Here is a 24,011-nt window from a genome sequence, read left to right on the forward strand (position 1 = left end):
GAGAGCTGGCACTGCGGGGTGCGGCCGCGCGCTGGTAATCCGGCAAGAATTGGAAGATCTTCTAGTCCCCCGCGCCGCACACTCGTACCCGACGCCAATACCCAAGTGCCGTCAGACATCTCGCGTCGTCAAGCGCGGGGTGCGAATGTACGAGGACGGGGGATGCAGCCGTGACCGCACGCTCAGCTCCAGGCCCGCGGACAGTCACAGAGCTGCTCCGGCAACGCGCCGAGCAGGAACCCGACCGGCTCGCGTTCCGGTTCCTCGAATATGCGGGCTCCGCCCAGCCCGTGGTGTCCGAGTTGACCTACGGCCGGCTCGAAGCTCGCGCCAGAGATGTCGCTGCCATGCTCAGCCAGGTGGCCAAGCCCGGCGACCGGGTGCTCATGCTGTGCCCGCCGGGCCTGGACTACATCACCTATTTCTTCGCCAGCCTCCACGCCGGACTCGTGGCGGTACCCGCATACCCACCGGCCGCCTCGGGCCGCTACGACCGCATCGAGGCGATTGCGCGCGACTGCGACGCCGCCGTCGTGCTGTCGGACGAGGCGGAGTCGAACCAGGTGCCGGCCGACCTGACCGAGCAGCCCGGATCATCGCTGTGGCACGCACGCTGGGTGTCCGTCCGCCAGGAGGTCGCCGAGGGCTCCGGGCTGGACTGGCATCCGCCCGGCGCGGCCGGCGACGCACTGGCGTTCCTCCAGTACACCTCGGGCTCGACCGGTTCGCCCAAGGGTGTGATGGTCTCCCACGGCAACCTGCTCGCCCACGCCCGGTCGGCGCAGAGTTGTTACTCCTTCGACCCGGAGGTGCGGGGCGTCAACTGGCTCCCGCTCTACCACGACATGGGTTTGATCTCGGGCTTGATCTACCCGTTGTACTCGATGTTCCCGTCGACCCACCTGGCGTCCGCGGCCTTCATCCGCGCACCGCTGCGCTGGTTGGAGGCCATCACGCGGTACGGCGGGGTGGTCAGTTTCGCCCCGAACTTCGCGTATCAGATGTGCGTCGACCGGATCGACGAACAGGCCAGGCAGCACCTCGACCTCTCCACCTGGACCCGGGCGATCAACGGCGCCGAGCCGGTACGGCTGAGCACGCTCGAAGCCTTCACGCGTGCCTTCACCGGCTGCGGATTCCGCAGGTCGAGCTTTGTTCCCGCCTACGGCCTGGCGGAGAACACCCTGACGGTGTCGGCCAGCACGATCGGTGCCGATCCGGTCGTGCGCTACGTCTCAAGGTCCGGGCTGGCAGCGGGCCGGCTGTTGCCGCCGACCGATCTGGCGCAGGCACAGCCATTGGTCAGCTCGGGGCGCCCGATGCCCGGCGTCGTGGTGGAGATCGTCGATCCATCGACCGGCGATCGTACCGGCGCCGACCGGGTTGGTGAGATATGGCTCGGCGGCCAGAGCGTGGCCGGCGGATACCTCGACAACCCCGAGGCCACCGAGCGGACGTTCCACAACACCATCGGCCCCGGTAAGGAGCGGTACCTGCGCACCGGCGACCTCGGGGCGATGATCGACGGCGAGCTGTACATCGCGGGCCGCGTGGACGACATGATGATCTTCCGGGGACGCAACGTCCACCCGCAGGACGTCGAGGCCACGAGCATGGACAGCGATCCCGCGCTCGGCTCGACGCGCTGCGCCGCGTTCGCCGTCCCGGTGGCGGGCGAGCCCTCGCTCGTGATCGTCCAGGAACTGCCGCGACGCCGGACCGGGGCCGCCGATCGCGCCCGGATGGCCGCGACCATCCGCCGTCGGATCGTCGAAGAACATCAGTTGGCCGCCGACACGATCGTGCTCGTCCGGCCAGGCGCCCTTCCGACGACGTCGAGTGGCAAGATCCAGCGCAAGGCTGCTCGGGCCAGATACCTCGAAGGCGGCTATCCGCCGCCGGTACCCATCGGCGCCGACGAACTCGGCGATGACATCGCACCACCAACGGCGGAGCAGCCTCCAGCTCCGCCGCCGGAGCACGCCGCCGTCTCCTACTCCTCCGCCAACACCGCCTCGCCGACCCGCACTCCGGTGGAGATCGAGAACCAGCTACGACTGCTGATCGCGGAGTCGGCACGCTGCGCCGTACGGGACGTCTCGCCGAACCAGTCATTCAGCTACTTCGGCCTGGACTCGGTGCGGGCGGTCAGCGTCGCGGAACGGCTGTCGAGGTGGCTCGGCCGCGACGTATCCACCGCCCTCGCCTGGGAGCATCCGACCATCGCCGCCGCCGCCCGCGCACTGGCGCTCCCGGCGGACGCACGGGACCGGAACGGGTCGACACCGGCGGCGTCCGAGCCGATTGCGGTGGTGGGGATCGGGTGCCGGTTCCCCGGCGCGGACGGCCCCGAACAGTTCTGGCAACTACTCACCGAGGCACGCACCGCCATCACCCCCATCCCCGCCGACCGCTGGAACAACGACCGCTACTACCACCCCGACCCCGACACCCCCGGACACACCTACGCCCGCCACGGCGGCTTCCTCCACGACGTACGCGGCTTCGACCCCACCGTCTTCGGCATCACCCCCCGGGAAGCCGCCGCCATCGACCCCCAACACCGCATCATCCTGGAAACCGCCTGGCACGCCCTCGAACACGCCCACATCCCACCCGACAACCTGCACGGCACCAACACCGCCGTCTACATCGGAATGCGGGCCGGCGAGTACGAGCGGCTTGCCACACCGGACCCTGAGTCGATCGACGAATACACGGCGATCGGGGCGTCGGCGAACTTCGCGGCGAACCGGCTCTCGTACGCTCTCGGCCTGCAGGGCCCCAGCCTGGTGGTCGACACCGCCTGCTCCGCCAGCCTGGTCGCCGTCCACCTGGCCTGCCAAGCCCTCCGCACCGGCGAAACCGACACCGCCCTGGCCGGCGGCGTCAACCTCATCCTCTCCCCCGACGCCATGATCGCCCTCGGCAAAGGCCGCATGCTCTCCCCCACCGGCCAATGCCACACCTTCGACCACAACGCCGACGGCTACGTCCGCGGCGAAGGCTGCGGAATCGTCGTCCTGCGCTCCCTGAGCACGGCCTTGGCCCACCGGGATCGCATCCTGGCCGTCATCCGCGGCAGCGCGGTGAATCAGGACGGAAGAAGCAACGGCCTGACGGCGCCGAGCGGCGAGGCGCAGGAACGCGTCGTGCTACGCGCCCTGGCGGACGCGGGGGTCGAGCCGCAGCACATCGACTACGTCGAAACCCACGGCACCGGCACCGCCCTCGGCGACCCCATCGAAATCCGCGCCCTCACCCACACCCTCACCCCCAACCGACCCCACCACCACCCACTCCACCTCGGCTCCGTCAAAACCAACATCGGCCACCTCGAAGCCGCCGCCGGCATCGCCGGCCTCATCAAAACCATCCTCACCCTCCACCACCGCACCATCCCACCCCACCCCACCACCATCACCCCCAACCCCCACATCCCCTGGAACCCACACCTCCACATCCCCACCACCCCAACCCCCCTCACCACACCCACCCCCACCGCCGCCACCAGCAGCTTCGGCTTCGGCGGCACCAACGCCCACATCATCCTCCAACACCACCCCACCCCCACCACCACAACCGACACAACCACCGACACCAACCAACCCCACACCATCACCCTCTCCGCCACCACACCCACCACCCTGCACAACACCGCCACCCAACTCCTCCACCACCTCCAACACCACCCCACCCCCCTCCCCCACCTCGCCTACACCACCACCCACACCCGCACCCACCACCCCCACCGCGCCACCATCACCACCACCAACCACACCCACCTCACCCAAGCCCTCACCGCACTCACCACCAACACACCCCACCCCCACCTCACCCAACACCACACCCCACCCACCACCACCCCACACACCACCTTCCTCGTGCCGGGCCACGGCACCGCAGTCCGCGGCGCTCTGGCCGGGCTCTACCAGAACGACCCGCAGATCACCGCCGCGCTGGACTCGCTCGCCGAGGTACTCGGTCCGGTCGGCGAGGCGCCGATCAGCGTCCTGCTCGACTCCGGTTCGCCAGGGCGCGAGGACCCGCGCCACACCCAGCCCGCGCTCTATGCGCTCGCGCTGGTCCTGGCCGCATGGTGGCGGGCGCACGGGATCGTGCCGCAGACCGTCCTCGGACACAGCGCGGGCGCCTACGCGGCAGCCGCGCTCGCCGGAATCCTCTCGCCGCAGGACGGCGCCCGCCTCAGTGCGCTGCGCGGCGGACTCATCGCGGACCTGCCGGGAGACGGCGCGATGCTCGCGGTGTTCTGCGAACCGGACCGCCTGGCCGGGTGGGCGCCCGTCGTCTCGGGCGCGGTGGACATCGCCCTCTACAACGGCCCACGCGAGACGGTCATCGCGGGGCCGTCCAGCGCCGTCGACGAGTTCGCGGCGCTGGCCGCGGGCGAGGGCCTGCGCACGGTTCGGCTGCGCGTCCCGGTCGCCTTCCACACGGCGCAGGTGGAGCCGATGCTGGGCGCGCTGGGCGACGCATTCGCCCAGACCACCCTGCGACCGGCCACCGTACCGTTCGTTTCGGACACCACGGGGCGGCTCGCCGGGCCGGAAGCGGCCACCGCGCAGTACTGGGTCCGGCACAGTCGGGAGCCCGTCCACTTCAACGAGGCTCTGCACACCGCCCTGAACCAGGGGACGACGATCCTGATCGAACTCGGGCCGGGCGGCCTGCTTGCCTCGGCGGCCTCGGTCGCGGCCGCGTCCGGCGCCGAGTGGACCTGCGTCCCGACGCTCCCCCGCGCAGCCGAACCGGCCAGGCATCTGGCCGAGGCGCTCGCGCGGACCTGGGTCGCGGGCGGGCCGGTTGACTGGTCGCCGCGGACCACCCGGCCGGCTGTGCTGCCGGACCTGCCGCGGTACCCCTTCGAACGCCACGAGTTTTGGATCTCGACGCCGCATCCACACCGCGAGAGATCCCGCACGGTCGAGGTGGCCACGGCAGGCGGCGCGGCTACCGACACCACCGAGGTGGCCGTCGGTGGAGGCGGCGACGCAGGTGTGCTTGACGTACTTCCGCTCCTCCGCCGCCTTCGTCCTGACGGAGTCCCCGGCGGCAGCACGGGAGACCGCGCGGCGGACGCGCCCCCGCCCGATACCCGGCCCGTTCCCGTCGCGGTGTCGGACGTGCATCCGGCCCGGGCGGGTGAGCTGATCCACTGGCTACAGGCCGAACTGTCGGCCGTGCTCGGTCTACGCCGCCCCGAGGAACTCGGCCCCGATACCGGCCTCTTCGACCTCGGGCTCACGTCGGCGATGGTCGCGCAGGTACGCGCGCGGCTGGAGGACGGATTCGGCCTGAAGCTGCCGGTGACCCTGGTTTTCGACCATCCCACGATCCGGAGGCTGGCCGGATACCTGGCCGGGATCGAGCCGTCCCGGGTCAGTGCTCCGGCACCCGTACCCGCGCGACGCCCGGCCACCACACCCGCACCACGCGAACGGCGAGCCGCCGGCGCCGAACCCCTCGCGATCGTCGGCATGGCGTGCCGGCTGCCCGGCGGTGCCGTCGATCCCGACTCGTTCTGGCGGCTCCTGCGCGACGGGCGCGACGCGACCCGCGAGGTACCCGGCGACCGCTGGGAGCCGCAGGCGCCGTACGGGTCGGCCGGCTCGCCCGGATGGCGCGGCGGGTTCCTGGAGGGCCCGGTCGACGGGTTCGATGCCGCCGCCTTCGGAATCTCACCCCGCGAGGCGCGCAGCATGGACCCGCAGCAGCGCCTGCTCCTCGAAGTCGCCTGGGAGGCGCTCGAAGACGCCGGCGTGACCGCGCGGACGCTCGACAGCTCGGCGACCGCCGTGTACGTCGGCATCAACACGTTGGACTACCTGCACCTGCTCGCGGCGCACCCGGCCGCCGCAGACGACCCGTACCTGGCCACCGGCAACACCTTCAGCGTCGCGGCCGGACGCCTGTCCCATTTGTTGGGCACGCACGGCCCGAGCCTGGCCGTGGACACGGCGTGCTCCTCCTCGCTCGTCGCCGTACACCTGGCCGCCCGCAGCCTGCGCTCGGGCGAGGCGGACCTGGCGATCGTCGCCGGAGTGAATCTCATGCTCTCCCCGCTGACCACAGCGAGCCTGGCCAGGATGGGCGCGCTGGCACCGGACGGGCGGTGCAAGACCTTCAGCGCCCGGGCCGACGGGTACGGCCGCGGCGAGGGCTGCGGCGTCGTCGTGCTCAAGCGGCTCGCCGACGCGCAGTCCGCCGGAGACCGCATCTGGGCGCTGGTCCGGGGCTCCGCGGTCAACCAGGACGGCCGCAGCGCCGGGCTGACGGTACCGAACGGGCGGGCGCAGGTGGCGGTGCTGCGCGAAGCGCTGCGCGACGCGGGGGTACGGCGCGAGGAGGTGAGCTACGTCGAGGCCCACGGCACCGGGACGCCGCTCGGTGACCCGCTGGAGCTCAGCGCCCTGGTGGATGCGTTGCGGCCGGAACGGGATCGCGGTGCGCCGCTCCAGGTCGGTTCGGTCAAGACCAACATCGGGCACCTGGAGGCGGCAGCCGGTATCAGTGGTCTGATCAAGGTGGCGCTCGCCCTGCACCATCGCCAGATTCCAGGCCAGCTCCACTTCGACCAGCCGAACCCGCACATACCCTGGGATGAGATCCCCGTCCGGATCCCCCGGCGGACGGTCGAATGGGCGGCCCGGCACGGCTCGCGGATCGCCGGAGTCAGCTCCTTCGGCTTCAGCGGCACCAACGCGCACGTCCTGCTGGAGCAGGCGCCGGAGCAGGTGCCGGATGCTGTGCCGCCCCCGTCGCGCCCCGAGCCACCGGGTACCCAGTTGCTCCTGCTCTCCGCGCACTCGCCCGAAGCGCTCGACGCCACTGCCGAGGCATACCGGCGGATGCTCGACCAGACGCGCCACGGCGGGCCGACCCTCGCCGATGTGGCCCGCACCGCCGCGCTGCACCGGACGCACCTGCCCCACCGCCTGTCCGTGGTCGCCGATTCCGCGCAGCAGGCCGCGGAACTGCTGGCCGGGTCGGCGGCCGGGCAGCGCGGTGCCGACGCGGGCGGGCGGGAGGATCCGCGCCGTGTCCGCCGCGGCCTCGCGCGCCAGGACGGCCGCACCAGGCTGATCGCCGTCTACACCGGCCAGGGGTCCCAGTGGCCCGGCATGGGACACGCCCTGGCCCGCCACCCCGCCGCCGACGAGGTTGTCGACCGCTGTGACGCGGTGGTGCAGCGGCTTGCCGGCTGGTCGCTGCGCGACGAGCTGTCCGCCGGGCGCGAGCGGTCCCGGCTGGACGACACAGCCGTCGCCCAGCCTGCGGTCTTCGCCGTCCAGGCGGCGCTCACCCAACTGTGGCGCGCCTGGGGGGTGCGGCCCGACGCGGTCATCGGCCACAGCGTCGGCGAGGTCGCCGCCGCCTACGCGGCCGGATACCTCGCGCTGGAAGAAGCGTGCGAGATCGCGGTGCGGCGCGGGGCGGCGATGGCCGCGACCCGGGGCCGCGGGATGATGGCCGTCGTCGGGCTCGACCGCCAGGCGACCGCCGCGCTGATCGCGCGGTGCGGCGCTGCCGTGTCGGTCGCCGTGGTGAACAGCCCGCGCAACACCGTCGTCGCGGGTGACCGTGCGGCCGTACGCGAACTGGGGCGCGAAGCCCGCTCCCGCGGCGTCTTCTGGTCCGTCGTGCAGGAGCAGTACGCATTCCACACGCTGGCGATGGCGGACTGCGCACGGGCGCTGCGAGCCGATCTGGCGGATCTCACTCCCGCGCCGCCGACGCTGACCGTGTACTCGACGGTGACCGGCGGCCCCGCGGAGCCCGGCTTCGCCGGTGCCGGGTACTGGGCGCGCAACGTCACCGAACCGGTGCTCTTCGCGGAAGCGCTGCGCCGTGCCGCCGGCCCGGGGCACAACGCCGTACTGGAAATCGGCCCGCATCCGGCCCTGGCAACCCCAATCCTGCAGTGCCTTGACGGCCACGGAACGGCAGTCCTCGCGGTCGAGTCGATGCGCGCGCAGCGGGACGGCCTCGCGTCGATGCTCGCCGCCGCGGGCACGCTGCACGTCAACGGTTACCAGCTCGACCACGCGGCCGTGCAGCCCGCCGGCGGCCGGCGGGTCCGGCTGCCGAGCTATCCCTGGCAGCGGGAGCGGTTCTGGATTCCCGACCGGCCGGCCCGGGTCCTGCCGGCACGCGGCGAGGACCGGGCGGTCCCGGCACCGGATGAGCGCGGGAGCGGCATCCGGGACGACGTCGACGCGTCCATGTACGAAGTCGTGTGGCAGCCGGACCAGGCAGACCAGGGTGCGGCTAACGGCAGCGCCGGTTCCGGAGGCGGTGGCCACTGGGTGCTGACCGGGTGCGCCGGGGACGGCGTGGCGGACCGGCTGTCCGCACTCCTTGAGGCGGCGGGCCACACCTGCCTCCGGATCCCGCCGCGGATGCTCAACCCGGACGACGGGTTCCGCGCTCTGACGGAGGCGATCCGCGGCGCCGGCGCCACATTGCGCGGCGTCGTCCACCTCGCGGCACTTGACGCCGATCCGGCCTTGCGCACACCCGGACCGGAGTGGGACGAGGCGCTCGCCGCCTCGTGCGGCCCGCTGTTGACCGCGCCGCAATCCCTGTCGGCGCCTGGCGTCGCGGCCGGAGCACGCCTGTGGGCGGTCACCCGCGGTGCCGTCCCGGCCGGCGACGCGGCGTGCGTACCGGTGCTGGCGCCCGCCTGGGGCCTCGGCCGCGCCGTGTCGATGGAGCAGCCGGGCATCTGGGGCGGCCAGATCGACCTGGATCCGCAGCACCCGGACCCCGACGCCGAAGCCGCGACGATCGCCCGCGAGATCCTCCACCCGGACGCGGAGGACCAGGTGGCATACCGCACCGGACAGCGCATGGTTCCCCGGCTGGTACGGGCCGGAGCCAACCGCGGTCCGGGCGACGCCCCGCCCGCGCCACTCGCGCTCGATCCGACGGCCGCCTACCTCGTCACCGGTGGCCGCGGAGCGCTGGGCCTGCTTCTCGCGCAATGGTTGTACCGGCGCGGGGCGCGGCACCTGATCCTGCTGGGACGTACTCCGCTGGCTCCGGGCGGCCCGGATAGCGGGCATGCGGGCACCGGCGAACCCGAAGGCGGCGTGCTCGCCGCGATCGAGCGGCTGCGCCGCGACGGCGCCACCGTGTACACCCCGGACGGCGACGTCGCCGACCCCGAGGCGATGCGTGCGGTCTTCGACCCGCGCAGCGGGCCGTGGCCGGCCGTACGCGGTGTGATCCACGCCGCGGGCCTGTTCGAACTCCGGCCGCTGGCGGACATCGGCTGGGCCGGGTTCCGGGCGGTGCTACGGCCGAAGGTCGAGGGTGCGCTCGTCCTCGCCGCCGCCGCCGAGGGCACCGCGCTCGACTTCTTCGTGTCCTGCGGCTCCGCGTGGTCCGTGTTCGGGGCCGCGCTCGCCGGGCATCTCGTCGCCGCGTGCCACTTCCAGGACGTATTCGCGCACGACCGCGCGCGGCGTGGTCTTCCGGCGCTGACGGTGGACTGGGGCTGGTGGGCCGACGGCTCGCTCGCCGAGGAGCACGGGGAATCCTTCCGGGCGACCGGAACCGCGCCGGTGAGCCGGGAACTCGGCTTCGCCGCGCTGGACCGGCTCACGGCCCCGGCTACCGGCCCGGCCCGGGTCCAGGCCGCGGTAGCGCCGTTGGACTGGGACAGGCTGCTCGCGACGCTCGAGGCGAAGCGCCGGCGGCCGATGTTCGAGGCGATGCGGCCGGCGCGCGAGGCGAGCACCGCGCGCGATGAGGAGCTGGCCAGTCGGCTGCGCAAGGCCGGAAACCCGGCGGCCCGGATCCGGGTGCTGGAGGACGCCGTACAGGTCGAGCTCGCGGTGGTCCTCGGCCGCCCGGCCGGTTCCCGGATGGATCGCGAACTCGGCTTCTTCGACGCCGGGATGGACTCGATCACCAGCGTCGAACTACGCGACCGGCTCGCCCGGCGGCTGGGCGCCGAGGTGCCCGCCACCGCGGCCTTCGAAAACCCGACCGTCGCGGCGCTGGCCAGGTTCCTCCTGTCCGAGCTCGTCGGCGAGCCGGCCGAGCTGGCGAAGCCGGCCAAGCTGGCGAAGCCGGCCGGGCAGGCACCGGCCGGGCAGGCACCGGGCGGGCAGGCACCAGGCGGCGCGGTCGGGCGGGATGTGGGCCTGGCCGGGCTCGAAGCGGAGCTGGCCCACCTGGCCGAGGACGACCTGCTGGAGCTCCTCAAGCAGGAGTTGGAAACGGGAGGCACCGCATGACGACCGATGACGGGACCGCGGCGCCCGCCGAGCGGGACAGCCGCTCGCAGCGCGAGGAACTGCTCCGACGCGCCCTGCTCGAGGTGAAGGCGGCACGGGCCGAGGCCGCCGCGCTGCGGGCAGCCCGCCGCGAGCCGATTGCGGTGGTGGGGATCGGGTGCCGGTTCCCTGGCGCGGAAGGCCCCGAACAGTTCTGGCAACTACTCACCGAGGCACGCACCGCCATCACCCCCATCCCCGCCGACCGCTGGAACAACGACCGCTACTACCACCCCGACCCCGACACCCCCGGACACACCTACGCCCGCCACGGCGGCTTCCTCCACGACGTACGCGGCTTCGACCCCACCGTCTTCGGCATCACCCCCCGGGAAGCCGCCGCCATCGACCCCCAACACCGCATCATCCTGGAAACCGCCTGGCACGCCCTCGAACACGCCCACATCCCACCCGACAGCCTGCACGGCACCAACACCGCCGTCTACATCGGAATGCGCGGAAGCGACTACGAACGGATGGGTGCCCGCGACATCAGCGCGATCGACGGGTACCTGGCCGTTGGCAGTGCGTGGAACTTCGCGGCGAACCGGCTCTCGTACGCTCTCGGCCTGCAGGGCCCCAGCCTGGTGGTCGACACCGCCTGCTCCGCCAGCCTGGTCGCCGTCCACCTGGCCTGCCAAGCCCTCCGCACCGGCGAAACCGACACCGCCCTGGCCGGCGGCGTCAACCTCATCCTCTCCCCCGACGCCATGATCGCCCTCAGCAAAGGCCGCATGCTCTCCCCCACCGGCCAATGCCACACCTTCGACCACAACGCCGACGGCTACGTCCGCGGCGAAGGCTGCGGAGTCGTCGTCCTCAAGCGACTGTCCGACGCGCAGGAGGCCGGAGACCACATCTGGGCGGTGATCCGCGGCTCAGCGGTCAACCAGGACGGCGCAAGCGCGGGAATCACGGTGCCCCGGGGACCCGCACAGGAGGAGGTGATCCACAAGGCGCTCGCCGACGCGGGGGTCGAGCCGCAGCACATCGACTACGTCGAAACCCACGGCACCGGCACCGCCCTCGGCGACCCCATCGAAATCCGCGCCCTCACCCACACCCTCACCCCCAACCGACCCCACCACCACCCACTCCACCTCGGCTCCGTCAAAACCAACATCGGCCACCTCGAAGCCGCCGCCGGCATCGCCGGCCTCATCAAAACCATCCTCACCCTCCACCACCGCACCATCCCACCCCACCCCACCACCATCACCCCCAACCCCCACATCCCCTGGAACCCACACCTCCACATCCCCACCACCCCAACCCCCCTCACCACACCCACCCCCACCGCCGCCACCAGCAGCTTCGGCTTCGGCGGCACCAACGCCCACATCATCCTCCAACACCACCCCACCCCCACCACCACAACCGACACCCACCAAAACCAAAACCAAGACCAAGACCAAGACCAAGACCAACCCCACACCATCACCCTCTCCGCCACCACACCCACCACCCTGCACAACACCGCCACCCAACTCCTCCACCACCTCCAACACCACCCCACCCCCCTCCCCCACCTCGCCTACACCACCACCCACACCCGCACCCACCACCCCCACCGCGCCACCATCACCACCACCAACCACACCCACCTCACCCAAGCCCTCACCGCACTCACCACCAACACACCCCACCCCCACCTCACCCAACACCACACCCCACCCACCACCACCCCACACACCACCTTCCTGGTGCCCGCCGCAACGCAGGACCCCGACTCCCTGGTTGCCTGGTGGGGCGAGCGCGGTGTGGTCGCGGACACCGTGCTCACCGAGCACGACCCCGAGGAGTTCCGCACCGCCGTCAAAGCGGCCGCGGCCGCCGGCGCCGAGATCTTCATCGAGCTGGGTCCGCGCGGGCTTGAGCACCTCGTCCGGCAGTGTCCCGGCGGGGAAACAGCCCTCTACCTCCCGACCTACGCCCCCGACGACCCCGACCCGGACCATCGGCATCTCATGCAGCAGTCCCTGGGGGTGCTCTGGACGCGGGGCGTCGCGATCGACTGGTCCGCGATCTGCCAGCGTCCGGAGAAGATCCCAAATCTTCCCCGCTACCCGTTCGAACACCGCGACTACTGGGTTCCTTCGCTGCGGCACGAAATGGCACTCGTACCGGCGGACGAGGGCGTCGCACTGCGGCCGCGCTTCACCGAAACGGCGGCCGGACAGCTCATCGCGGAGACGGAGCTGTCGCTGGCGGCGCTGCCGCTGCTCGACGAGCACCGCGTGCACGGCCGGATAGTGGTCCCCGCCATCGCCTTCCTGGAGCTGATGCACCGCTGCGCACACCGCGCCCTCGATGGACCGTTCGCCCTGCGGAACCTGGCGCTGACCCGGCCACTGATCCTCGCGGACGACGCCGCGCGCACGGTGCAGGCCATCCTGGATCCGGACAGCGACGGTCAGGCCCGCATCCGCGTCTTCGCACGCGATCCGCACAGCGGCTGGCAGCAACTGCTCCAAGCCGACGTCGTCACGGCCGATTCCGGGAACGCCGACGAACTGGAACCGGAGGAGTTCGAGCGGGCTCGCGGCCGGTGCCTCGACGAACTCGACCACGAAGAGTTCTACCGGCGGGCCTGGCATCCCTCCTTCGCCCTGGGCGCGAGCTTCCGGCTGGTGCAGTCGGCGCTGCGCGGCCGGGCGGCCGCGGTCGGGTTCGTCGCGACGCCAGACCCGGAGTGCGCCGCGCTGACCGCCGGGGTGCGGTCCGACCTGCTCCTGATGGACATCTGCGCGCAATTGGTCGCGGTCGCTGCGAGCACCAGCGCGGTACCCGAGCGGCCGGTGTACGTCGGCACCGGCTTCGCGAGCATGACAGTCCGACGAAGCTTTACCGACGGCGAGATACGCTGCACCGCGGTCCTGCGCGACGACCCCGCTCGCGGCCGGGATGACGGCGTGCTCGGCGACGTGTCGATGACTGACGAGGACGGGGTGCTCTTCGCGCTCATCAGCGGCGTCTCCTTCCGTCCGCTGACCGCGGAGACCGTCGAGCGGCTGACCGCTGCGCCGGCGCCCGCCGGTTCGCCGGCCCAGGCCCCGAAGCGTTCGAAGGTCGCCCGGCCCGACCCATCTCGGCTGCGCCAGGCGAGCCCGCAACAGGCGCGACAACGCCTGGAGCAGTACCTCGCCGCGCTGCTCGGCTCGATCGAGGGCTGCGAGGCGGAGGAGATCGATCCCGCCGAGCCGGTCATCACCCGAGCCGACTCGCTGATGCTCGCCGAGTTCGTGACCGCGGTCGACCACGACCTCAACGTCCGGCTGCCGATGCACCTCCTCTTCGACTCCGCCTCGCCGGCCTCGCTCGCCACGACGATCGCCGACGAGATCCGCGCCGCCGCCCCTGATGCCGCCGCGCCGGCGAGCGTGCCGGACCCGTCGGCGCCGACCCTCGACCCCGTGGTCGCCAGGCAGCCCCGCCCGCTGTCGATTCTGAAAACGGGCAAGCTCACCCGGATGAGCGTGGCCGAGATGGCCGAGCGCGCCGCGCTGCCGCCGTCGATCGCCGCCGCCGAGCCGGCGTCGCATCCCGACAGCGCACCGGGTGGCACCCTGCTGACCGGTGCGACCGGCTTCGTCGGCGCCTTCCTCCTGGCCGAACTGCTCGAACAGCGCGCCGGCGACATCTACTGCCTGGCCCGGGCCAGCAGCCCGCAGCGGGCACTGGAGCGGATCCTGACCAACCTCGACACCTACGGCATCGACGTCGCCCGGCATCGGTCCCGGATCGTCGCGCTGCCCGGCGACCTGACCGAGCCGGGCCTCGGCTTGGACGACGAGGCGCTCGCCGACCTGCACATGCGGTGCGGGGACATCGTGCACTGCGGCGCCCAGGTCAAGTGGACCTATCCGTACCAGGCGCTGGAACGGGCGAACGTGTACGGCACCCGCGAGGTGCTGCGGCTGGCCACCATGGGTGGCCCGGTTCGCCCCGTGCACTTCATCTCCACCGTCGGCGTGTTTTCCTCTGTCGAATACGAGCCGGACGCCGTCTACGAGTCGCAACCGCCAATCGAAAGTGGGCCGCTGGCGGTCGGGTACGCACAGTCGAAATGGGTCGCCGAACAGATGATCCGCACCGCGCACCAGCGGGGCGTGCCCACCACGATCCACCGGATCAACACCGGCGGGGACAGCCGCACCGGTGCGTTCAACCGGGTCGACCACCTCAGCATGATGCTCAAGGGCTGTATCGAGGCCGGAGTGGGGCCGCAGGAGGTCAACATCCATCTCCAGCCGGCGCCGATCGACTACGTCGCGGCGGCCGTGGTGGAGATCGCCCGCCGCCCGGAACTGAGCGGCGGAACCTTCCACCTGGTCAACGACACCGAGCTGACCTGGCCGCAACTGTTCGCCATGGTCCGCGAGTTCGGGTACCCGATCGACCTGACCACCTTCGACGACTGGCGCGACCGGATCACGGGCTCGCGTTCCGGGACGATGGCGCTGCTCGGCCTGGTGCCGTTCCTGGTGGACACCATCGACGACGCGCGGGTGCCGCGCTTCGACTCGGCATGGACCCGCCACGCCCTGACCGGTACCGGACTGGCCTGCCCGCCGCTGACCACCGGGCTCGTGCACACCTACCTGCGAAGGTTCATCTCCGCCCGGTTCGTCGCCCCGCCGAAGGGAGCAGTCCGTGCAGTCCGTAGCGAATGAGCCGATCATCTATGACCCGGCCGATCCCGAGCACCGTGTCCTGCCCTGGCCGATGTACCGGCGCCTGCTCGAGGAGGCCCCGGTGCACCGCATGACCGCCGCGACCGCCGACAGCGAGGACTTCTACATTCTGAGCCGGTACGACGACGTGGCGATGGCACTGCGGGACCGCCGGCAGTTCTCCTCGCACGTGCGCCGCGGTGACTTCCTCGATCTGCCGATCATGGTGAACCGGGACGCCCCGGACCACACCAGGTTGCGCCGGGTAACCAACCGTGCCCTCGGTCCACGTGCGCTGAGCTCCCTGAACGGGTGGATCCAGGACACCGTCGAGGAACTCGTCGAGGACCTGCTCGCCCAGCGCTCCGTCGAGTTCGTCGACCAGTTCAGCACCGCGCTGCCGCTGCGGGTCGTCGGCGGCATGCTCGGCTTTCCGATGGAGCGCAAGGCCGAGATGCAGCGCTGGTCCCAGGCGGTCATCGAGGTCTTCTCCGTGATGGGCGGGCTCGACCCCGAGCTGGTGCCGGGCTTCTTCGAGGACTTCATGGGCCTGGTGGGCTACATCGACGAGCTGGCCGCCGAGCGCGCCGGCTGCCCGCACCGCGGTGACATCCTCAGCGACCTGGTCTGTCGCAAGGAGTCCGGAGACGTAAACCACGACGAAATGGTCGGCCTCGGATGGTCCTATGTCGCCGCCGGCATGGAAACCACCATGAACCTGCTCGGCGGCGGGATGAAAATGCTGCTGGAGGACCGGCATCTGGGCCGGGTCTTGACCGCGGACCCCGACCGCACAGATGATTTCATCGACGAATACCTGCGCCTGTACACCCCGACTCCCTGGCTGCTGCGCCGCGCAGAGGTAGACGTCGCATTGCACGACACGGTGATCCCCCGCGGCGCACTTGTGCACACGCTGCTAGCCGCGGCCAATCGCGACCCGCGCAAGTTTCCGGACCCGGACGCGTTCGACCTGGACCGCCCGAACAAGGAGGACCACATGGCCTTCGGCGCCGGCCCGCACTTTTGCCCGGGCGCCGTGCTCGGAAAGCTGTTCGCGGGCAAGGCGTTCCGCGCCATCTACCCGCATCTGGACCGGATGTCGATCGACCCGGAGCGTCCGCCGCGGCTGCGTTCCCGGCCCGGCACTTATGGAATTGAGTACATGGGACTGCTCATCGAGCCGGAAACGCGTGCGGACGCGTCCTGAAAGCGAGAAAAAATGATCGAAACTAGTGGACTTGGCAAGACATTCCACGGTCGTCGCGGGCAGGTCGAGGCGGTACGCGGTGTGGACCTTGTGGTGGAGGCCGGGGAGATCTTCGGCTTCCTCGGGCCGAACGGTGCGGGTAAGACGACCACGGTCCGGATGCTCGCCACGCTGCTTCGGCCCTCCTTCGGTCGGGCAACGGTGTTCGGCGCGGACCTCGTCGAGCAGCCAGCCGAAGTGCGCCGGCACATCGGCTACGTCGGCCAGCGAGGCGGCACCGACCCGACCATGACAGCCTGGCAGGAGCTGATCATCCAAGGCCGGTTCCAGGGCATGACCAAGTCCGCGGCGCAGGCACGGGCACGGTGGGCGGTCGACGCCTTCGAACTGGGCGAGTGCGCGGACCGGCGGACGGGCACGTACTCGGGCGGGCAGCGGCGGCGTCTCGACCTGGCACTCGGCATGGTGCACTCCCCCAGACTGGTCTTCCTGGACGAGCCGACCGCCGGCCTCGACCCGCAGAGCCGGGCGAACCTGTGGGTTCAGGTGCGCAGGCTCCGCGAGGAGGGCATGACCGTCTTCCTGACCACCCACTATCTCGACGAGGCGGACGCGCTGTGCGACCGGCTGGTCATCATCGACCACGGCCAGGTGGCCGCGGAGGGCACGCCAGAGGACCTCAAGCGGGAGATCGCCGGGGACATCGTCGCGGTCGGCGTGGCCGGCGACCCGAAGATCGCCCGCAAGCTGCTGGCGGAGCAGCCGTTCGTCCGGGAGGTGGACGACACCGACCAGCAGGCCATCCGGTTGTACGTGGACCAGGGAGACACCGCGCTGCCGCAGGTGATGCGCCTGCTCGACGCCAACGGGCTGGAACTCCGATCGATCACGCTGGAGCGGCCGTCGCTCGACGACGTGTTCCTGCGCAAGACCGGCAGGTCGCTACGCGATGCGAAGTGACGCCGCCCCCGGACGACCAAGGAGTGCACCGTGAAGATCCTCAGCGAGACCTGGCTGGTGTTCCAGCGCGCCGTGACCCGCACCATCCACAACAAGATGGGGGTGGCGGTGATGTTCGTCCAGCCCCTGTTCTTCCTGATCCTGTTCGCCCCGCTGCTCAAGAGCAGCCTGCGCGGCGCAAACCCGGACGAGGTGCTCAACCTCTACTTCCCGGGCCTCCTGGTGCAGATGGCCATATTCACCTGTCTCTACGCCTGCTTCTCGCTGGTCACCGAGACGCACTTCGGCGTGCTCGAACGGTTCCAGGTCACCCCGGTCAGCAGGTTCGCCCTGCTGCTCGGGCGGAGTCTGCGCGACGCGGCGGTGCTGCTGTTCCAGTGCACGATGATCACCCTGCCGGCGATCGTGTTCGGGCTGCGCCTGTACCCCGTCCAACTGCTACAGATGGCGGGACTCCTGCTGCTGCTCGCGCTCTCCATCGCGCCGCTCTCGTACGCGCTCGCGCTGGTCTTCAAGACCAACGAGGTACTCGGTCCGGGGATCAACCTGATCACCATGCCGCTGCTGCTGCTGTCGGGCATCTTCGTGCCGATGACGTACGCGCCGGACTGGCTGCGCTGGCTCTCCCTGGCCAACCCGCTGACGACGGTGGTGGAAGGCGCCCGGGAACTGTTCGCCGGACATGCCTGGAACAGCGGAGTCGCCTGGGCGTTCGGCCTGGCGATTGCCGGCGCCGTCCTGTCGCTCGCCTACGCCGGACGGCTGTTCGCGCGCGTCGCCGAGTGACCTCGCCCGGGTGGCCGGCGGGGCGGAGTTCCGCCACTGTCGGGAAAGGCTGACCCACGTGACAACGATTCTGGTGACCACGCACGCCATCACCGGGCACCTGCGCTACGCGACACCCCTGGTCCGGGAGCTGGTCGCCGGGGGTCACGACGTGCTCTGGTACACCGGGCGGGCGTTCGAGTCCCTGGTCGTCGGTACCGGCGCGAAGTTCGCACCGATGAGCACGCGCGCCGGGGCCGACGCCGGCGCGGCGGACGCGCTGCAGAGCGCGCCGGGCCGGGCCGGTGGCGTCGGCGGGTACGGCGCCACCGTGCTGGAGGTGTTCGTCCGCCCCGTTCCGGCCTTCGTCGCGGACATCGACGAGCTGATCGACTCCTTCGCGCCCGAGGTGGTGGTCTCCGACCACAGTTTCCTGGCCGGGATGTTCGCGGCTGAGCGCCGCGGCATCCCCCAGGTGGTCTTCTCGACCGGCGCGCTGCACGTGTCGAGCGCGGACACGGCGCCGTACGGCACCGGCCTGCCGCCCGCGCGCGGGCCGCTCGGCCGGATACGCAACCGCCTGCTCTACCAACTCGTCCGCCGGGTCGTGATGCGCGAGCCGCAGCGGGCCGTGACCCGGATCCGGGCGGCGCTCGGCCTGCCGCCGCTCGATGGCTTCTTCTTCTCCTGGCCGCAGCAGATCGTGGACCGCTACATCCAATCGAGCATCCCGCAGCTCGAGTACCCACGACGCGACCTGCCCGACTCGGTGGTGTTCTGCGGACCGACGCGGTTGGACGGGTTGGACGCCTGGGCGCGGCCGGCGTGGTGGGGCCGGATCGCGCAGGCCCGGGCTGCCGACCGGCCGGTGGTGTTCGTCACGCAGGGTACCGCGGCCACCGACCCGGAGAACCTCCTGTTGCCGGCGATCGACGGGCTGGCAGACGAAGACATCCTGGTGATCGCCACGTCGGGCGGCCGCGATCCGCGCGAGGTGCTGTCCGCGGATCGCCACCCGGCGAACGTGGTACTGGAGCCGTACATCCCGTTCACCGAGGTACTGCCGCAGGTCGACCTCATGGTCACCAATGGCGGTTTCGGGGGCGTGCAGACCGCGCTGGCGCACGGGGTGCCGCTGGTCGCGGTGGGCAACTCGGAGGACCACATGGAGAACAACGCCCGGGTGGCGTGGTCCGGTGCCGGCGTCTGGTTGAAGAAGGAGCGGCAGACGGCTGAGCGGATCCGCGACGCCGTGCGCACGGTGCTGACCCGGCCGGCGTACCGTGCCCGAGCCCGGGAAATGATGACCGCCTACGAGCGCTTTCCGGACGGCGCGCAAGCGGCGGCGCGGTTGGTGCTGGACACCGCGGCGTCGCGCGGGCGCGGCGCGGCCTGACCGCGCCTGCCGATGCGACGCGGCCACGCGGCACGCGGCGTGGCCGCCAATATCCGGTCGATCCGGCGGATCTTGGCGTCAGCGGCACTGCGCATGGGGCATTCCACCGCACGTTACGGAACACGCTGACCCGACGAGCGCTACTCGTCGGCGACGAACTCCCGCAGCACCCTGGGCGGCCAGGAACCGGAGTCGAATATGCCCAGGGAGTACGCCCTGCCGACCAGCGCGGTCCGGTTCGGCACGCGGAACCTGCGCAGCAGTCGTCCAATGTGGTAGCTCACGCCCTGCTGACTCAAAAAGAGGCTCGCCGCGAGCTGCACGCTCGAAGCACCCGAGGCGACACCCTCCAAGATGACGGCGTCCCGATCGTTCAGCGGCGGAACTCTGCGGCGGGGCGACCGGGTCACCGCAGCCGGGAGGGTCAGCTCGACCGCGTCCCTCCCGGGCGCGTCCCACTCGCCTCTCGACGCGAGTCTCCGGAGCTGGACCGGGTCACCCATGCCGGCGATTCGTGCTAAGGACGGATACCCGCGTGCCGATCCGGTGCGCCTCGGCCAGAATCGCCGAGCCGAAAGCACTCCAGAGCCCATCCAGCCTCGACGTGATCACGACGGTGTCCACCGCGTTGTCCGGTAATGCGGTATGGATGCCCAGGTTGTGGCGCACGTCGTGGCGCGCGCCCGCACCGTTCGCGAGGAGCCGGTCCACGACCTGTCGGTCGAAATCGGCGAGAACGCACCGCTGCCTGACGGCGGGCACGACGGCGCCGGCGCCGAACACCGCAACGCGCTCATCGGGCGCGATCGGCGCGAACGCGCGCTCCAACTCCGCGGCGACGGTGAGTCCGGCGCATTGGTGGGTCCAGTCCGCCACCTGGCGGTTGAGCGTCTCCAGCGTGGCGAGCGCAGGCCCACCGGGTGACTGCATGACCAGCCAGCCGAGTTCGAGCGGCGGCTCGGCGAACTGGTATTTGTCGAAGAAGCTCCGGGCGTTGCGGTGGAAGCCCGCGAGGTTCACCGCCCCGTCCCGCTCGTGCGGTGACTCGATCGCCCACGCGTCCAGGCTCAGATGAATCGCGGTACCGTTGCGTATCAGCCGGTAGCCCAGATCGACGTCGTCCAGGCCCCAACCGCGGAAGTCCTCGTCGAAGCCGCCGACCGCCCAGAAGTCCGCGGCGGGCACGGAGCAGTTCGAGCTCCAGAACAACTCCTCCGGGAAGATGCGGTTCCGCAGGTCGAAGCCGACCTTCTCGAACTCGCCGTGCCTCGGGTCGCGAAACCCCGGCTCGTCCCGGTAGCGGTCTACCACCTGCTGCGGTGTCAGCGTCCGGACCGCCTCGGCCAGTCCGGGTGGGCACCGGTAGTCCGGATCGTCGGTCTCCCGTGGCGGGTATCCGTACACGTACCCGGCGACCGCCCGGCCCGGCACGGCGGGTGGGGTGTGCGCCCGCAGATATGCCGCGAGCAGATCCGGGCCGGCCAGCGTGGCGCAGTCCAGGAAGACCAGCAGCGGCGCGGCGGCCAGCCGCGCGCCGGCGTTGCGCACCCGCGTGACGCCGTTGTCGCGCATCGGCGCGGCCTGGGCACCGAGATCCTCCTGGAAGTGGTATTTGAACCGCAGTCTGCCCGCGAAAGATTCGACGACCGACCGCGTCTCGTCGCTTGACCCGTCGTCGGTGACGATCACCTCGTACTGGTCGACGGGGAGCGTTTGCGCACACAGGCTCTCAAGCGTGAGGCGCAGATCCTCGGCGCGGTTGTAGGTGGGGACGATGACTGAAATCCGCGGCGCCACGTCGGCGCCGCCACCGGCCGACTCGCCGTCTATCTCCGACACTCGACTCTCCTCGGAGTACGCATCGCCGAAGCGGCTTCCCACAAATACCCAGACAAGCGTTTGGCAGTGAACCTTTTTCAACCTCCCCTTGCGGTGCGGTGGACCGCAAGGTCAGACGCGGTGCGCGAGCGCCGCGCGGTTCAGGTTGAAAAAGATCCAGTGATGACGGTCAGCAACCTAGCCGGTATCCCGACGAACGGTCAAGTCGGCGGAACCAATCCGCTGGCACGGATGAGGGTCAATGTGTGGGCGGGTTATCCCTGGTCAACTGCACACCTGGTGGCCATCGTGCAGCCGTTAGCGGCCAGGACTACTCGTTGGTATTGCGTAGTTTTACGTAACGCACTCGCTAGGACGATCTGGTAGAACTGCAGCAGCGTTCCAGGTCGGGTCCACCATGCGCGCAACCGGACACTGGCCCGAACGCCACGTACCACAGGTGGCGCGATCCCTACCTCAGGCGGCGACCCATGAATGATCAGCTCTGGCAGGACGTACTTGCGCTACAGGTTCTGGCACCGCTGTCATCGAGCTATCTGCCATGGAATATGGCGGCAATGCGACCCAGCGGCGTCGTCGCCGTGCTCAACGAGATCATCATCAACCGGCGGCGATGCATCGTAGAGCTGGGGGCCGGCATCTCATCCATCTACATCGGACGCCTTCTGCGACAGCGCGGAGGGCATATCTGGACAGTGGAACACGACGAACAATGGGCAGACGCCCTCGACCGGGAGTTCGCGAACGAGTCGCTGGAGGACGTGGTGACGGTCGTACGGGCCCCACTGGTGCCGACGACGTCGACATGGCCCGACGAGGAGAACGGGTGGTACGAACCGGAGGCCATTCGACGGACGATCGCCGACCGGAAGATCGACCTGCTCGTCATCGACGGCCCGCCGGCGAACGACGTCGCACGGCAGCACTCACGGTATCCTGCGATTCCGTTCTTCTCCCCGCTGCTCGCCGACGACTACACCATCGTGCTCGATGACGTCAACCGGCCCGGCGAGCAGGAAATCATAAAACGGTGGGAACGGGATCTGGGCATCAGCTTCGAACACCACGTGCTCGCCGGAGGAATCGGCATCGGCCGGTCACGGCCATCGTTTGCGGTGTGAATCACGGGAGGCACCATGAAGGTCGTCACCATAGCTTCCGATCTCGATCAGCCCTTCCTGCAACGACTACTGATCCCGTCCTGCGGCATACTTGGACTCGACCTGATCATCCTGCACTCCGCCAAGGAAGGTTTTCGGCACAGCGACAAGCGGTCGATCTTCACGGACTATCTCGCGCGGCACGCCGAAGCCGACGAGCTTATCGTGTTCACCGACGCGTACGATACGTTGTTCATTCGGGGAGAGCAGCATATCAACGATCTCTACACGAGCTTTTCGCAGCCGGTGGTGTTCGGCGCGGAAGCCGGTAGTTGGCCGCTGGGTGCCCTCGGGTTCGCCCTCCTGGACACTCCCCCGGTCTATCCTTACCCCTTCCTCAACAGCGGTGGGTTCGTCGGTCCGGCCGGCGTTCTGCTCGATCTCTACAAGAGATACCCGAAGCCTCCGAGCGAGCGGTTCGAACTCCTGGAGAAGCTGCGACTGTTCGACTACGACACCGACCAGCGGTACGCCTTCAGCGACCAGTACTACTGGACGCTGGTGCAACTCGTCGAAGGCGGGACGGTAGCACTCGACCACAAGGCCCTGCTCTTTGAGAACCTCGGGCCGCGCGTGCCGGACGTATGGGATCTAAAGATCTTGCTCGGCCACTACGAGTTCTATGCACAGGACCGGAAGGCGGCCAGCTACCGCGAAGAGCGCGAACGTCTCGAAGAGCTGCTGCAAACTCCCAGCCAGGCCGCCCACATCCATTTCTCCAATCCCATGAGCAAGGCCGCGGTGCTGGATCTGCTCGACGAGGGAAGGTTACCCGACTGGCTTCGCGAGGTCACCGGATCCAACCAGCCTGGCGTACCGGGACCGACGATCCTTTCTCACGAACTCAGGTGAACGACGACGCGGAGGCACTCGTGCGCACCGACCAGGGGGCTCGGCTCGTGGAGAGGCCGGTCTTCATCCTGTCGGCCGTCCGATCCGGATCAACCTTGCTGCGCTGCATTCTCGACACACATTCACAGATCTACGCACCACATGAGCTTCATCTGCCTTCCACGAGGGTCGAAGTCCCCACCTGGTACGCCGAACTAGCGCTACGGACCGCGGGACTCGTCGGCGAGGAACTCGACTTCCTCCTGTGGGACAGGATCCTTCATCGCTTGCTCGAAGCGAGTGAGAAGTCTTTGATCGTCGAAAAGACGCCCTTGAACTCCCTGTCCTGGCGTCGGCTCGGCAAGTGCTGGCCGCAGGCCCGCAACATCTTCCTGCTACGCAATCCGGCACACATCATGAAATCGGCTCTGCAGGCGGGGCCCGATCCAGAGTCCGAGGTCATTCCTATCGTTCTCAGGATGATCGACGGAGTTGAAGAAGCTCGGCGGGAGTTGCCGGGCATCACGGTTCGGTACGAGGACCTGATAGCTGAGCCGGTCGAGACGACAAAGGCTATTTGCGTCTATCTTGAGGTTGACTGGGAACCGAGCATGCTGGAGTACGGCCGGGTAGATCACGGCCCGTTCCAGCCGGGAATCGGCGACTTCGGCACCGCTATTCGCTCGGGTCGGCTCCAGCCCAGGCCGGAGCGGACGACCGCCGAGCCCGTTCCCGACTACCTCGGAGATCGATGCGCACGCTGGGGTTACGGAAGGTCCTCGTCAAGCGCGACGGAGATGCAGGATGCCTGCTGAGCCCTCCACGTCACGACTCACGCTCGACCTAACTCGGCTTCCGCCACCGTCCAGCTTC

The 24,011-nt window shown here is 70.0% G+C and carries 11 protein-coding genes; 9 read left to right on the top strand and 2 right to left on the bottom strand.

Translation table 11 applies throughout. From position 1 onward, the window contains the following. Nucleotides 1-170 precede the first annotated feature (170 nt). Genes ACSMXO_RS27600 through ACSMXO_RS27625 form a run of 6 tightly spaced genes read left to right on the top strand, consistent with a single transcriptional unit; the run spans nt 171 to nt 19,308 of the window. Entirely contained in the window at nt 171-10,265 is a 10,095-nt protein-coding gene (locus ACSMXO_RS27600) for a beta-ketoacyl synthase N-terminal-like domain-containing protein (protein WP_455414415.1), read from the top strand. After that, nucleotides 10,262-14,977, top strand: a complete 4,716-nt coding sequence (locus tag ACSMXO_RS27605) for a thioester reductase domain-containing protein (protein WP_455414416.1) — start codon at nt 10,262-10,264, stop codon at nt 14,975-14,977. Before ACSMXO_RS27600 ends, ACSMXO_RS27605 begins: the two co-directional genes overlap by 4 nt. Beyond that, nucleotides 14,958-16,187 (top strand): cytochrome P450, encoded by a 1,230-nt coding sequence (locus ACSMXO_RS27610; RefSeq protein ID WP_455414417.1) that lies wholly within the window; start codon nt 14,958-14,960, stop codon nt 16,185-16,187. Before ACSMXO_RS27605 ends, ACSMXO_RS27610 begins: the two co-directional genes overlap by 20 nt. Before the next feature lie 12 nt (nt 16,188-16,199). After that, entirely contained in the window at nt 16,200-17,147 is a 948-nt protein-coding gene (locus ACSMXO_RS27615) for an ATP-binding cassette domain-containing protein (RefSeq protein ID WP_455414418.1), read from the top strand. Nucleotides 17,148-17,177: 30 nt separating this feature from the next. Then, entirely contained in the window at nt 17,178-17,933 is a 756-nt protein-coding gene (locus tag ACSMXO_RS27620; protein ID WP_455414419.1) for an ABC transporter permease, read from the top strand. A gap of 58 nt (nt 17,934-17,991) precedes the next feature. Further along, nucleotides 17,992-19,308, top strand: coding sequence for a glycosyltransferase (locus ACSMXO_RS27625; protein WP_455414420.1), 1,317 nt, complete (start codon nt 17,992-17,994; stop codon nt 19,306-19,308). Between the two features lie 140 nt (nt 19,309-19,448). On the opposite strand, the gene ACSMXO_RS27630 is transcribed toward ACSMXO_RS27625, so the two are convergent. Beyond that, the gene (locus ACSMXO_RS27630; RefSeq protein ID WP_346263362.1) at nt 19,449-19,811 is read right to left on the bottom strand and encodes a LuxR C-terminal-related transcriptional regulator; all 363 of its coding nucleotides are present in this window, start codon (nt 19,809-19,811) and stop codon (nt 19,449-19,451) included. Beyond that, complete coding sequence (locus ACSMXO_RS27635) at nt 19,804-21,147, bottom strand: glycosyltransferase (protein ID WP_455414421.1); 1,344 nt, start codon at nt 21,145-21,147, stop codon at nt 19,804-19,806. The genes ACSMXO_RS27630 and ACSMXO_RS27635 overlap by 8 nt, the downstream gene beginning before the upstream one ends. Nucleotides 21,148-21,617: 470 nt before the next feature. Between ACSMXO_RS27635 and ACSMXO_RS27640 the strand changes: the two genes are divergently transcribed. From ACSMXO_RS27640 to ACSMXO_RS27650, 3 genes are read left to right on the top strand one after another with little or no spacing between them, the layout of a single operon-like run. Next, nucleotides 21,618-22,268 (top strand): class I SAM-dependent methyltransferase, encoded by a 651-nt coding sequence (locus ACSMXO_RS27640; protein ID WP_455414422.1) that lies wholly within the window; start codon nt 21,618-21,620, stop codon nt 22,266-22,268. A 15-nt stretch (nt 22,269-22,283) separates the two neighbouring features. Continuing rightward, nucleotides 22,284-23,159: a glycosyltransferase domain-containing protein gene (locus tag ACSMXO_RS27645; protein WP_455414423.1), complete on the top strand. Its 876-nt coding sequence runs from the start codon at nt 22,284-22,286 to the stop codon at nt 23,157-23,159. Beyond that, a complete protein-coding gene (locus tag ACSMXO_RS27650) occupies nt 23,156-23,953 on the top strand; it encodes a sulfotransferase family protein (protein WP_455414424.1) in 798 nt (265 codons plus the stop codon). Before ACSMXO_RS27645 ends, ACSMXO_RS27650 begins: the two co-directional genes overlap by 4 nt. Nucleotides 23,954-24,011 lie beyond the last annotated feature (58 nt).

This window comes from Plantactinospora sp. DSM 117369 (assembly GCF_053764795.1).